Annotated in this window: 10 protein-coding genes and 1 pseudogene; 3 read left to right on the top strand and 8 right to left on the bottom strand. The window is 71.6% G+C overall.

Translation table 11 applies throughout. The annotated features are described in order from the left end of the window. Positions 1 to 331 precede the first annotated feature (331 nt). Positions 332 to 2251 (top strand): phosphatase PAP2 family protein, encoded by a 1920-nt coding sequence (locus ACFYO0_RS44105; RefSeq protein WP_388687525.1) that lies wholly within the window; start codon positions 332 to 334, stop codon positions 2249 to 2251. Here ACFYO0_RS44105 and tgmB read toward each other — a convergent pair. Further along, on the bottom strand, positions 2238 to 3245 hold the full coding sequence (gene tgmB, locus ACFYO0_RS44100) for an ATP-grasp ribosomal peptide maturase (protein WP_388687523.1): 1008 nt from the start codon (positions 3243 to 3245) through the stop codon (positions 2238 to 2240). The genes ACFYO0_RS44105 and tgmB overlap by 14 nt on opposite strands. A 16-nt stretch (positions 3246 to 3261) precedes the next feature. After that, a complete protein-coding gene (gene tgmA / locus ACFYO0_RS44095) occupies positions 3262 to 3453 on the bottom strand; it encodes a putative ATP-grasp-modified RiPP (RefSeq protein WP_386341652.1) in 192 nt (63 codons plus the stop codon). 404 nt (positions 3454 to 3857) lie between these two features. On the opposite strand from tgmA, the gene ACFYO0_RS44090 reads away from it, so the two are divergent. Then, complete coding sequence (locus ACFYO0_RS44090) at positions 3858 to 5096, top strand: serine hydrolase domain-containing protein (RefSeq protein ID WP_388687522.1); 1239 nt, start codon at positions 3858 to 3860, stop codon at positions 5094 to 5096. 32 nt (positions 5097 to 5128) lie between these two features. Here ACFYO0_RS44090 and ACFYO0_RS44085 read toward each other — a convergent pair whose 3' ends face one another. From ACFYO0_RS44085 to ribA, 4 genes are all read right to left on the bottom strand, one after another. Continuing rightward, positions 5129 to 6328 (bottom strand): saccharopine dehydrogenase C-terminal domain-containing protein, encoded by a 1200-nt coding sequence (locus ACFYO0_RS44085; protein WP_388687520.1) that lies wholly within the window; start codon positions 6326 to 6328, stop codon positions 5129 to 5131. Continuing rightward, entirely contained in the window at positions 6321 to 7382 is a 1062-nt protein-coding gene (locus ACFYO0_RS44080; protein WP_388687519.1) for a saccharopine dehydrogenase, read from the bottom strand. The genes ACFYO0_RS44085 and ACFYO0_RS44080 overlap by 8 nt, the downstream gene beginning before the upstream one ends. A gap of 75 nt (positions 7383 to 7457) precedes the next feature. Further along, on the bottom strand, positions 7458 to 8462 hold the full coding sequence (locus tag ACFYO0_RS44075) for an ornithine cyclodeaminase family protein (protein WP_388687518.1): 1005 nt from the start codon (positions 8460 to 8462) through the stop codon (positions 7458 to 7460). A gap of 48 nt (positions 8463 to 8510) precedes the next feature. Beyond that, on the bottom strand, positions 8511 to 9185 hold the full coding sequence (gene ribA, locus ACFYO0_RS44070; RefSeq protein ID WP_386341642.1) for a GTP cyclohydrolase II: 675 nt from the start codon (positions 9183 to 9185) through the stop codon (positions 8511 to 8513). A 77-nt stretch (positions 9186 to 9262) separates the two neighbouring features. On the opposite strand from ribA, the gene ACFYO0_RS44065 reads away from it, so the two are divergent. Then, positions 9263 to 10081: a creatininase family protein gene (locus ACFYO0_RS44065; RefSeq protein ID WP_388687516.1), complete on the top strand. Its 819-nt coding sequence runs from the start codon at positions 9263 to 9265 to the stop codon at positions 10079 to 10081. 185 nt (positions 10082 to 10266) lie between these two features. On the opposite strand, the pseudogene ACFYO0_RS44060 reads toward ACFYO0_RS44065, so the two are convergent. Next, positions 10267 to 11022, bottom strand: a pseudogene (locus tag ACFYO0_RS44060) (YbhN family protein); the annotation flags it as partial. 245 nt (positions 11023 to 11267) lie between these two features. Beyond that, positions 11268 to 12206 carry a class I SAM-dependent methyltransferase gene (locus ACFYO0_RS44055; RefSeq protein ID WP_388687537.1) on the bottom strand — a complete coding sequence of 313 codons (939 nt, stop codon included), beginning with the start codon at positions 12204 to 12206 and terminating at the stop codon, positions 11268 to 11270. Between the last annotated feature and the right edge of the window lie 7 nt (positions 12207 to 12213).

The raw sequence follows: 12213 nt of genomic DNA, 5'->3' as shown, positions 1-12213 counted from the left end.
GCCGGCCGGCGGCGGCGGCGGGCCGCGGCCCGGGCGCGGGCGGCGGGGCCGGGGGGGGGGGCGGGGCCGGGGGGGGGGGGGGGGCGGGGCGGGGGGGGGGGGGGGCGGCGGGGGGGGGGGGGGGGGGGGGGGGGGGGGGGGGGGGGGGGGGGGGGGGCCGCGGGGGGGGGGGGGGGGGGGGGGGGGGGGGGGGGGGGGGGGGGGCGCCCGGCGGGGGGGGGGGGGCCCCCCCCCCCCCCCCCCCCACGCCCCTGCTCACTTCACGAACCCACCCGCCCTCGCGCCCTCACCCCGCGACAGCGCAGTCGCACCGAACGCAGAGAGGTTCTTCATGCCCCGGCAGCAGACACGTCCCCCGCACCACCGGCCCGGCATCGACCGCCGGGTGTTCCTGCGCAACTCGGTGGGCGTCTCGGCCGGGCTGATCGCCGCTCCGGCCATCGGCGCGTGGCCGGCCGCGGCCGCCTCTCCCGCCAACTCCCCTGTCGCGTTCGTCGACTCGTACACCACCAACGTCGTCGCCAACCTGACCCCCGAGACCAACGCGGCGGTCCGCATCCTCGACGGCTTCGCCAAGGTCTGGAAGACGGGCTCCGACTGGAACACCGGCACCCCGCTCATGCCGGAGGTCCTGCGCGCCAACCTCCGCTACAGCGTGCGCGTCACCACCCACCGCACCGACTCCGAGGCGCGGCTGGCCTTCATCCAAGACCGCCAGCACCAGAGTTACGCGGTGATCGCCGGACTGGGCCCCCTCGCCGACCTCTACAAAACGGGCGCGAAGGCGGTCACCGGCATCACGTCCGCGCCGGACGGCATCCCCGCGGGCAAGATCAGCGACACGATCCCGGCCGACGCTCCTGCCGGTTCCGCGCTCGGCGCGGGCTCCCACGACTCGGACCTGGGCAAGGCGGCGGAGCTGGTCGACACCGTGCGCGGCCCCTTCGCCTCGAGCAACCCCAGCAAGTTCGCGTACCAGTACCCGCGTCCCTGGCGTATGAACAAGGACAGCGAGGTGGTCGACACCGGTGAGAAGGACGCGCTGGGCTACCCGGTCTACGCGTCCGACGTGGTGGTCGTCCCGCAGTTGCTACGGCAGCGGGCCGCCGAGCCGGCCGAGGACGGTGGCTTCCCCAGCGGACACACCAACGCGCTCCATCTGGCGGCGCTGGCGATGGCGTACGCGGTTCCTGAGCGGTTCCAGGAGTTGGTGACCCGCGCCTTCGAGGTCTCCCACACACGCATCGTGTCCGGCATGCACTCCGCCGTCGACGTGATCGGCGGCCGGATCCTCGCCACGGCACTCGCGGCCGCGGCCCTCGCCGACCCGAAGAACGCCGGCCTCAAGGCAGCGGCCCGCGCCCAGGCCGCCGCGTACTTCCAGGAGCAGACCGGCACCACCGCCGACACTCTCTACGCGTACGCCCACTCGGCGGACCTGGACGAGGACCCGTACGCGAGCCACGCGCTCAACTCGGCGCGCGTCACCCCCAAGTTGACGTATGTCCTGCCCAAGCGGTCCGCGCGGGACCGCATGATCGTGCCGAAGGGCGCCGAAGTCCTCCTGGAGACGCGGCTGCCGTATCTCTCCGCCGCTCAGCGACGCGAAGTGCTGCGGACGACGGCGCTGCCCGCCGGATACGTCCTGCTGGACGGTTTCGAGCGGTGGGGCCGGCTGAACCTCTTCGCCGCCGCCGACGGATACGGGGCGTTCGACTCCGACGTGCGCGTCACGATGGACGCCACCCAGGGTGGCTTCGCCGCGGCCGACACCTGGCGCAACGACATCGGCGGGCGCGGCTCGCTGGTCAAGCAGGGCACCGGCACGCTGACCCTCGCGGGAGCCAACCGCTACACCGGCGGCACCACGCTGGAGGAGGGCGTCCTCGCGACCGGTTCACGGGACGCGCTCGGATGCGGCGACGTGCAGGTGCGGGGTGGCACGCTGCGGACGGCGTCGCCGCTCCGGGTGCGCGGCGCGTATGCCCAGTCGTCCGGTACGACCCTCGACGTGACGCTCACCGACGACGGCACACCGGCCCTGACGGTGACCAGGCGCGTGCTCCTCGACCGGGACAGCACGCTCGTCATCCGGCTCGACGACCAGCGGCCACCGGAGCCGGGCACCACGATTCCGGTCATCGACGCCCCAGTCCTGCGCGGCCGGTTCAGCCGCATCACGGTCGACGGCCACGACGCCGAGCCGGTGTTCACCGCCCGCGGTCTGTCCGTACGGCTCACTCACAGGTGACCGACTCCGTGGGCACGTCGCCGCCCCGCGGCGCCGTGTCCGGGACCGGGGCCGGGGCCGCGAGCCAGTCGGCGACGGCGCGTGCGATCGGCTGCTCCGTCTCGATTTCCACAAAGCCGAACTGACCCGCCTGGTTGCACTCGAGAAACCACCAGATGCCGTCGGCGTCCTCGGCGAAGTCGAATGCGCCATACGCGAGTTGGGCCTCCCGAAGATAGTCGTGCACGCTCGCGGCGACCCGCGGCGGCGTCTCGACCGGCTGCCATGGTTCCGTGGAGGTGGCGAACCGGACGTCGACCTCCTCGGGCTCCCCGGGATCGGCGCCTTGGCCAACCGCCTTGCGGGCGGCGAAGAAACGGTCGCCGACGCAGGTCAGCCGGATGTCGGCGCGCTTGGCCACGCGCCGTTGAAGCAGAGTGGGGCCGAACGCGACGGCCGAGAAATCCGTCTCGGGTGCGATCCTGCTGGTCGGAACCGCCCTCGGCGGCTCCTGCGGGTGTGCGCCCGAGACGGGCTTGACCACCAGATCCGGGAAGCGTTCCGCGAAGTCGCGGGCGGCCTGCGGGAACGTGGTGATCAGTGTGGCGGGCACAGGAAGCCCGCAGCGCTGTGCGAGATGAAGCTGCCAGGGCTTGTGGCGGGCCCGGCGGGCCGCGTCGGGGTGGTTCATCCAGCGCGCGCCGGTGGAACGCAGCATGCCGTAGAGCGCCTGCGCGGACTCCTCGGTGAGCCAGGCGGACGGCTCGGTGACCCGCGTCGCGGGCACACCGGGCCTGCGGACCCAGACGGACCGCAGACCGCTCATCGTCACCAGCCGGCCACCGGCGGACAGATGGCCGCGGAAGGCGCCGTGCACGAACTCGCCCGACAGGGCGACGCCTCCGGGCAGGTCCGCGGGATCGAGGCGGACGACCGGGACACCCGTCCCGTCCAGTCGCGCCACCACCATGTCCGCGGTTACATCCTGTTCGCACGTCAGGATCAGAACCGTCATCGTCGCGGGTCCGTCTTCAGTCGTCGAAGTGGGTCTTCGAGCCCGCCGTGGACGTCGTGGCCCCCAGTTCCCGCAACACGGCGTAGTCATGAGCGGCGAGCCGCCCGTCGGGCAGGACGTTCATTTGCAGTCTGGAGTCATAGGCATACGGAACGCTGACCTCCAACTGCTGGGCCGGACGTGCATAGTTGAGCGCGAACGGTCGCATTGGTTCTCCTTGCTCGTTGCTTCCCAGTCAAGCGGATCGTGACGCTCCGGCGTCGCGGGGCCTGACGGGTCTGCTGGGCTTCCACGGAGATATACGAATCGAACAGTCGAATGGTTGCTTCACGCTGTGTAATCGTCCGGGCCGTTCGTCCTCCACCCCCGTCCGGCCGGACCGCTCTCTTGATGCATGGGGCACTCATCCGCCCTCTATGACGTATACCCGGGCCTCACGGATCCGGTCTTCGGGCGCACTTCAGCGCCCCGGCGCACACCGCGCCCACGCGCGCGCCACACGCGCCCGCGTTGCACCTCCGGTGCGCGGGCAAACGTCGTCGGCCGCGCGAATCCGCAGGTGGCGATAGATTTCACAAGGACGGCATCTCCTTCCTCGAACAGGAGCGGACGATGAGCACGTTGCGACAAGAGGTGGAGCCGACCGAGGTCGGCCTCGATCCGGCGGCACTGCGACGGCTGGACGAATACTGCGCCCGCCTCGTCGACGACGGCCGGTTGCCCGGGTACCTCGTCTCGGTTGCCCGTCACGGCTGTGTCGCACATCTCACTTCGTACGGCCTCCGGGACCGGGAGGCCGGAGTGCCGGTCGGGACGGACACGATCTGGCGGATCTACTCGATGACCAAGCCGATCGCCTCCGTCGCGGCACTGATGCTCCAGGAGGAGGGCCTGCTCGACCTCGACGATCCGGTGGCCCGCCTTCTGCCGGCCTTCGCCGAGCCCCGGGTGTACGTCGAGGGAAGCGGCCCGGATCTCAGGACCCGCCCCGCCGAGGGGCCCATCCGGATCCGGCACCTGCTGACCCACACCGCCGGGCTGACGTTCGGCTTCTACCACGTCCATCCCGTCGACTCCGCGTACCGGGCCGCCGGGGTGGAGCGGGCGGAGCCGCAGGACGCGGATCTGGCCCAGGCCTGCGAGCTGTTCGCGGGCCTGCCGCTCCAGTTCGAGCCGGGGACTCAGTGGAACTACTCGGTCGCGACCACGGTGCTCGGGCGCGTGATGGAGGTGGTGTCCGGGCTGCCGCTGGACGCATTCCTCACCGAGCGCGTCTTTCGGCCGTTGGGTATGGCGGACGCGGGGTTCTGGGTTCCCGAGGACCGGGCGGACCGACTAGCCGTTCTGTACGCCGAGAGTGACGACGGCGACGAGGGCGGTATGGGAGGCATCGTACGAAGCCCTGAGCAGCCGGGACGCAGCCGTCCGCGGCTGCTGTCCGGCAACGGCGGCCTGGTGGCGAGTGCGCACGACTACCACCGCTTGATGGAATTCCTCCGCCGCGGCGGCGAGTTGGACGGCACCCGGCTCCTCTCCCCCCAGACCCTGGAAACGATGGTCACCAACCACCTCCCCGCCGACCTCCGCGCCTTCGGCAGCCCCGTCCACGACTTCCCCGGCAACGCTGGGGTCGGCTTCGGCTTCGGCGTCTCGGTCGTGATCGACCCGGCTCGTACGGAGTCACCGTCCAGCCCCGGCCTGTACGGCTGGTCCGGCGCGGCCGGCACGACCTTCTGGGTCGACCCGCAACACGACCTGACCGTGCAGTTCCTGACCCAGGTACGAACGACGGCGGGCCCGACGTGGTTCGCGGATCTGAGGCGGCTGGCGCACGAGGCGCTCGCAGGCTGAGGTGCGCGAAGAACCCTGGCAGCTCTACGAGTTCACAGGCCCTCAGTCTTATGGCGCGTGCTGTCCATGGTGAAGTCGATCCCGTCCCGGCCCAGTTCGGCGAGCCATTCCTCGGAGCGCTCCGGTGTCTCGGCCGCACGGCTCAGCCCGGGCGGCAGGGTTCCGGCAAGGACCTTGCGTACGCCCAGCGCCAGCGTGCGCGACACGCACCGGGCCATCGCGCTCTCCTGCGCGTTCCCCTCCATGTCCAGCAGGTAGCGCCCCGACCAGCTCCGGCCCGAGTCCTCGCGCACGTCGAGGGAGACGGCCAGGACGACGCGGTCGCGGTCGGCGTCCGTGGTCGGGTAGCGGGCCGCCAACTCCTGGGCGAGCGCGGCGATGCGCTCGTCGTCGCCGCGCCTCAGTTCCTCGAAGACGGGTTGCCAGGCTTCGAGCCAGCCGGACAGACGGAGGGTGCCGCGGATGAAGGTCCGGGGTTTCCACGCCTGAGGCAGGTCGTACTGGTCCACGAACGGGATGCTGTCGCGGTTCGGGTAGACCTCGAAGGGCTCGGCGTCCACCAGATGGGTGCGGGTGGCTTCCCAGGGGAGGGCGGCTGTCGTCTCCTCGCCGTACTCGATGTAGCGGGCGGGTGAGCGCAGGGCGTTCAGGACGCCCGCGGGGGCCCAACTGAAGCGGTACTTGAAGTCGTTGGGGACGGCGGGGATGCCGCCGCAGTACGAGGTGAGGCTGACCTCGGCGGCCGTGTCGGCGCTGATCTCCGTGCGTGCGCGGGCGATGAGGCTGTGCGCGAAGAGGTGGTCGATGCCCGGGTCGAGGCCCGACTCGGTGAGGACGACGACGCCCGCGGCGACCGCGGCGGGGACCTGGTCCAAGACCGCCTCGGACACGTAACTCGAGCAGGCGAAGTGGGCCTGGTGCGCCACGCACGTGGCCAGCAGCGGGCCGTGTTCCGGGGCGGGGAGCATGGAGACCACGACGTCGCCGGGTGCCAGTTCGGCGGCGAGTGCGGTGAGCGCGTACGCGCGGGGTTCGGCGCGGCCGGTGAGGCCGAGCGCCGAGAGGCTCTGTGCCGCCCGCTCCTCGGTGCGGTGCCACAGGTGTACGCGGTCGGCGGTGTCGCACAGCGTGGCCAGGCCGCTGCCCGTGGACAGGCCCGCGCCGACCCAGTGGACGGTGCCGGAGGCGGGGACCACGGCGTCGTTGTCGGACCGGTTGACTGTCTCACGCATGGTTGGACTCCCCGTCTTCCAGGCCGAGTTCACGGCACGTCTCGTGGAACCGGTCCAGGCATCGCCCCCACGCCCCGGCAACCCCGAACTCCAAGAGCTGTGGTGTCAGCAGCGCCGAGAAGTCCGTGCTCGCCTCCTCGGGCAGCAGGGACGGCAGATTGTCGATGGCGATGAGGTCGAGGGCGGGCCGTTCGTGGAGGCGGCGTACGGGATCCGGCCAGTCGGTGACCGTGTCGTACACCGGAAGAACGTTGTATGGGGAGCCGACGTCGCAGGTCACGTCGCACACCGTGCGCAGGCCGCGGCGCGGTTCGGCCAGGTCCTTGTCGGTGAGGAAGGGGGTGACGGGGCCGGTGCTGAGCACGCAGTTGACCATCAACTCGTGGTCCAGCAGGGCCTGTCGGTCCAGGTCACGGGTCTCGGCGAGGTCCCAGCACGTGGGGTCGAGTCCGGCCTCCATGAGCGCGACCTGCGCGCCCCGTCCGGAGCGGCCCAGTGCGCCGATCACCAGCGAGCTGAACCGGGCGTCGTCCGGGCGGGGTTGGAGTTCGGCGTCCAGTTCCCCTTTGGACGTCGGCCGCAGCGGAGCCGTCAGCCTGCCCCGGTGGTGGAGTACGGCGAGGGCGGCGCCCACATATCCGGCCCAGTAGCCGAAGGCGGCGAGCCGGCGGCCGTTGTCGTCCACCAGGTACTCGAGGTCGAACAGCGCCCCGCCCCCGGCGACGAACCGGCGCAGCAGCGCCTCGGCCCCGGGCTGCCCCTTGTACGCGTGCCCGAAGAAGACATGCCGGTGCCGCAACTCGCCCGGTTCCTCGGGGAGTTCCTTGAGGCCGACGACGACCGCGTCGAGCGGTGCGACGGTCCAGGAGTGCGGTTCGACGACGCGGCACCCGGCCGCCTCGTACGCCTCGACGGGAAAGATCCGCTGCGGGGACCGCTCGACAGTCACCGTCACGCCGTTCTCGACGAGCCGCCGCGCGTCGGACGGCACGATCGGGGTGCGCCGCTCGGTCGTGCGGGTCTCGTGGCGCAGCCACAGGTGGAGCTCGGTCATACGCGGTTGACCTCCGGTCGCGGGGCGTCGGCGGCGAACCCTTCGGCACGCAGCGGGGTGATGTCCACGAAGGGATCATGCCTCATCGGAAGCCGCCTGCCCCAGGCCGGCCTCCCTGGCGGCGTCGATCACCGCCCAGGCCGCCGCGGCGTCCTGGATACCGAGCCCGACGCTGTTGTAGTAGACGATGTCGCCGGGGCTCGTACGTCCCTCGCGCCGGCCCGTGAGCACACCGCCGAGCGGGATCAGATTCGCGGCTTCCAGCAGGCCGGAACGCAGCGCGTCCACCACGGGGCCGGCGTGGCCCGCCGCGGTGTCCGGGTCGTCGACGACCACGGCCGCGGCCCGCCGTACGACCTCGGCGTCGACCTCGCTGCGGGTCCGCTCGAAGGACCCCACGCTCACCACCGTGCAGCCGGGCGCCAGCCACTCCCCGTGCACGACGGGCGTGCTGCTGAGCGTGCACACGGCGACCATGGGCAGCCCTGACACGGCCTCCTCGGCCGAGGCGACGGCCTTGGCCGTGATACCGAGTTCGGCCGCCAGCCGCTGGGCCGCCCGCTCGCGGCGCGTGGGGGTCGGACTCCACACGCGTACGGCCCGCAGGTCCCGCACCCGGGCCACCGCCCGTGCGTGGGCCAGCGCCTGTGTGCCCGAGCCGATCAGGCCCAGCTCCGCGCTGTCGGCGGTGGCCAGCGCGTCGAAGGCCACCGCGCTGGCCGCGGCCGTACGCAGCGTCGTCACCGCCGTGCCGTCCATAACGGCGGCCAGACGGCCGGTCACCGGATCGAGCGCGTTGATCACCGCGTGCACGGTCGGCAGCCCGGCCGCCGCGTTGCCCGGATTGACGCTGCCGAACTTGGCGACGGCCCCGGTGTCCGCGGACAGCCGTGCGACGTACGCCAGCACGACACTGTCGTCGAACCCGCTCGGCTCCATGATCTTCCCGGGCAGATCGGCGGTGCCGTCGTCGAGCGCCGTGAAGGCCGCGCGCTGCGACGCGATGGCCGCGTCGATGCTCAGCAACTGCGTCACCTGGTGTCCGGAGAGGTAAAGGACGACGTCGTCTGTCTCTGTCATCCCTTGTTCCTATCCGGGATCCGGGCCGCCGCACCAGTCAGGACCAGTTCAGGACCAGTGGATCACCGTGTCCAGATGCGGCAGGTGATGGTCCATGCGCTCCCGCTTCGTGCGCAGATAGCTGATGTTGTGCTCGCGCGGCGGTATCAACAGCGGGACGTGCTCGGCGACTTCGATGCCGTGGTGCCGCAGGGCCTCGCTCTTGCGCGGGTTGTTGGAGAGCAGCCGTACGGAGGGCACGCCGAGGTCGTGCAGCATGTCCGCGGCGACGCCGTAGTCACGGGCGTCCACCGGGAGACCGAGGGCGAGGTTCGCCTCGACCGTGTCCAGGCCCTCCGACTGGAGCTTCATGGCCTGCAGTTTGGCGAGAAGCCCGATTCCTCTGCCCTCGTGGCCGCGAAGGTAGAGGAGGATGCCGCGGCCCTCCGCCACGATGGTGCGCAGGGCGGTCGAGAGCTGGTCGCCGCACTCGCAGTGCGTGGACCCGAAGGCGTCTCCGGTGAGGCACTCCGAATGCAGTCGGGTGAGCGTGTCCTCCGTTCCGTCGATATCGCCGTATATGAGGGCCACTTGTTCATCCCCGCGTTCGAGGTCCAAATAGCCGACGGCGTAGAAATCTCCGTACACGGTGTGCAGTTGGAGATCCACCACACGCTGGACACCCGACTGAACATCTGCCTTGGGGCTGGCACTTCGACCGAGCACGCCTTTGCTTTCCTTCATTTTCTCCTGCATCCAATCTGCCGTTGCCGCGTTAGCCTGCTCTCGTCGGTGCCTACGGAACGAAAGGCCTTAACACCATGACCGGTTCGGGAACACAGCTGACCACCCCCGGCTTGTTGCCGCTGGACACCACGGAGGACGTGAGGGCGCGTCGGCCCGGTGTCGCCGTCCTTCCCATCGGCAGCTTCGAACAGCACGGGCCCTTTCTACCGCTGGCCACTGACACCGTCATCGCCTGCACCATCGCCCGTGAGGTCGCCGCCGCGTACCCGGTGCATCTCCTCCCTCCGCTGACCATCGCCTGCTCGCACGAACATGCCGCCTGGCCTGGGACGGTCAGTATTTCCGCGGTGACACTCCACGCGGTGGTACGGGACATAGCCGACTCGCTTCGTCGCTCGGGCATCGACGCCCTGGTACTGGTCAACGGACATGGCGGGAACTACGTGCTGGGCAATGTGGTGCAGGAATCCGCGGGCAGCGGCACGCGCATGGCGCTGTTCCCGGCACCGGAGGACTGGGAGGAGGCGCGGGTCCGGGCCGATGTGCGGACCTCGCTGCTCAGCGATATGCATGCGGGGGAATTGGAGACGTCCATCCTGCTGCACGCTCATCCGGATATGGTGCGTCCCGGTTATGAGTCCTCCGACTTCCTCGCCGACGACCGGCGGCATCTTCTCACCCTCGATATGTCCGCTTACACGGAGTCCGGTGTCATCGGCCGTCCTTCGCTGGCTACCGCCGAAAAAGGCAAGGACCTGCTGGCGGGCCTGGTGGACTGCTTCGGTTCGTATTTCTCGATCCTCAGGCCGGAAGCGGCGAATTCCGCTCCGGGCGCTGCGGACGCCATACAGAAGGGGGCCGGGCAGGACGGCGCGGAGAGCGGCCGGCCCTGACCGTCGGCCGCGTCCGCCGGTGGTGAGCGCGGGACGTGGCCGTCGTGGCGCTGCGGCGCCTCCTTCTCGTACGCGGGCCGGGGGCGCCGCAGGCCCATGGCCCACCGGGCGACGAGTACGCCGATGCCGGGCAGGCTCGCCACGAGGCTGAGCACTCCGTAGACGACGGCGACCGAAAGACCGGTGCTCGCGCCGAGTCCGGCGGCGCCGAAGGCCCAGGCGGTGGCGCCCTCGCGAGGGCCCCAGCCACCCACGTTCAGCGGCAGTCCCATCGCGAGCAGGGCGAGCACCGCCAGGGGCAGCAACACGACTGGGGACGCGTCGGATCCCGCGACCCTGGCGGCGAGTACGAACATCACGAGGTGGCCCGCCAGCACCACGGCCGACGAGACGACGACACCTGGCCAGGTGTGGCGGGCCACCAGTCCTTCACGCGCCTCGGCGAGCACGTTGCGCAGGCGGGGCATGCGTCGCGACGTGGGCGACGAGCCCTTCAGCCGGACCGCGACCACGGCCGCGATCATCGCGGCGAGCGCCAGCGCGACGGCGGACGCCTCGACGAGGTGCTGGGTCTGTGTCTGGACCGGCGAGGGCAGCATCAGCAGGATGACCCCGCCGGCGGCCATGAGCGCCACCTGGCCCGCGACCCGTTCGAGGACCACGGCGCGTACGCCCCTGCCGAGGTCACCGGCGCTCTGTCCGTGCCGTACGGCGCGGTGCACATCGCCGAGTACGCCGCCGGGCAGCGCCGCGTTCAGGAACAGGGAGCGGTAGTAGTCCGCGACGGCGGGACCCAGCGGCAGCCGGATCTTCAGGCCCCGGGCCACCAGGCACCAGCGCCAGGCACTGAACACCGTGGTGACCACGCCGATCCCGAGGGCCGCCAGCACGGTGGGGCCGTCGACCCGGCGCAGTCCGTCCACGAAGACGCCGGTGCCCATCCGCCACACGAGTACGCCGAGAATGGCGACGCCCGCGAGAGTGCCGAAGTGGGTGCGCAGGGCGCGGGAGTCGATACGGGACCAGAGCGTGCGAAGGGTGCGGCGCGCGTCCGGGACCGGCCTCGGTGTCCGGGCCGCCCGTGCGCCCCGTGTCACCCGCTCGTCACCGCCGTCCGGGACCGGCCTCGGCGTGGGCTCGGCCCGGACGGCGCGTGGCTGCGCGTCGGCTGCCACCGCCTGCGCACTCATGCCGCTCCTCCCGTCGGACGGGCGAGGGCGAGAAGATCGCTGTGGTGCACCACGACGTGCAACTCCCCCGCCTCGCACGCCGCGAGACGCTCCCGCAGATAGGCGCCGGCGCGCTCGGCGAGTTCGGGGCGCTCCTCCACGGCCGCGCCGACCCAGCCGCGCAGCCACTCCGCCATCAGCGGGGACTCGTCGGGTCCGAGCCGCCAGGCGCTGGGGTGCACCCGCACCGTCGCGCCGTACCGGGCGAAGGCGTCGCAGGCGATGGTGACCGCGTCGGGTCCGAGCAGGTCGCCGCGGCGCTGGTGGGTGTTGAACGCCTCGGCGAGCTCGTCGTCCAGCGGGTGGGCGGGCGTGAGTTCGACGCGCCCCACCACCGACAGCGTCAGCAGGGCGGGGCAGCCGGCGCCGGCGCAGGCCTCGGCGAGCGCCTCGATCTGCTCGGCGGTGAGTACGTCGAGCAGGGCGGAGGCGGTCACCAGCGAGGCACCGGCCAGCGCGTCCGCGGTCAGCCGGGAGACATCGCCGCGTTGCGTCTCGACGGTGACCCGGCTGCCGTCGGCAGCCGTGCGGGGCGAGCCGACGGCGGCGAAGTGCAGCAGATAGGGGTCGTGATCGTTCAGGACCCAGTGCTGAGGGCCGTCGAGTCGCGGGGCGAGCCAGCGGCCCATGGAGCCGGTGCCGCAGCCGAGGTCGTGGATCACCAGGCCGTTGGACCGCCGCTGCGGCAGGTTCGCGAGCCGGATCCGCAGGGGATCGAGGAGCTCGACCGCCCGCGCGGCGGCGTCGGCACTCTCGCGCAGCTCCAGCCACTCGGGGGCGTACCGCGTCACGTCGTCGTCAGCCTCCGTGTCGGCGCCGCGCCTGCGGTCACCCAGCCGGATCGTTCCCACCTCGTGCGCCGGAACCTTCGTCGTCGCGCGCCCGGGTGGCGTCATGCTCGTA

This window comes from Streptomyces sp. NPDC006365 (assembly GCF_042870755.1).
GTDB lineage: Bacteria > Actinomycetota > Actinomycetes > Streptomycetales > Streptomycetaceae > Streptomyces > Streptomyces xiangluensis.
This window is presented reverse-complemented; position numbering and strand designations above follow the sequence as displayed.

Excerpts from the sequence above, each read along its gene's own strand:
- ACFYO0_RS44090 (WP_388687522.1), top strand. The coding sequence starts at position 3,858 with ATGAGCACGTTGCGACAAGAGGTGGAGCCGACCGAGGTCGGCCTCGAT.
- ACFYO0_RS44055 (WP_388687537.1), bottom strand. The coding sequence starts at position 12,206 with ATGACGCCACCCGGGCGCGCGACGACGAAGGTTCCGGCGCACGAGGTG.
- ACFYO0_RS44080 (WP_388687519.1), bottom strand. The coding sequence starts at position 7,382 with ATGACCGAGCTCCACCTGTGGCTGCGCCACGAGACCCGCACGACCGAG.
- tgmA (WP_386341652.1), bottom strand. The coding sequence starts at position 3,453 with ATGCGACCGTTCGCGCTCAACTATGCACGTCCGGCCCAGCAGTTGGAG.
- tgmB (WP_388687523.1), bottom strand. The coding sequence starts at position 3,245 with ATGACGGTTCTGATCCTGACGTGCGAACAGGATGTAACCGCGGACATG.
- ACFYO0_RS44105 (WP_388687525.1), top strand. The coding sequence starts at position 332 with ATGCCCCGGCAGCAGACACGTCCCCCGCACCACCGGCCCGGCATCGAC.
- ACFYO0_RS44065 (WP_388687516.1), top strand. The coding sequence starts at position 9,263 with ATGACCGGTTCGGGAACACAGCTGACCACCCCCGGCTTGTTGCCGCTG.
- ACFYO0_RS44085 (WP_388687520.1), bottom strand. The coding sequence starts at position 6,328 with ATGCGTGAGACAGTCAACCGGTCCGACAACGACGCCGTGGTCCCCGCC.
- ribA (WP_386341642.1), bottom strand. The coding sequence starts at position 9,185 with ATGAAGGAAAGCAAAGGCGTGCTCGGTCGAAGTGCCAGCCCCAAGGCA.
- ACFYO0_RS44075 (WP_388687518.1), bottom strand. The coding sequence starts at position 8,462 with ATGACAGAGACAGACGACGTCGTCCTTTACCTCTCCGGACACCAGGTG.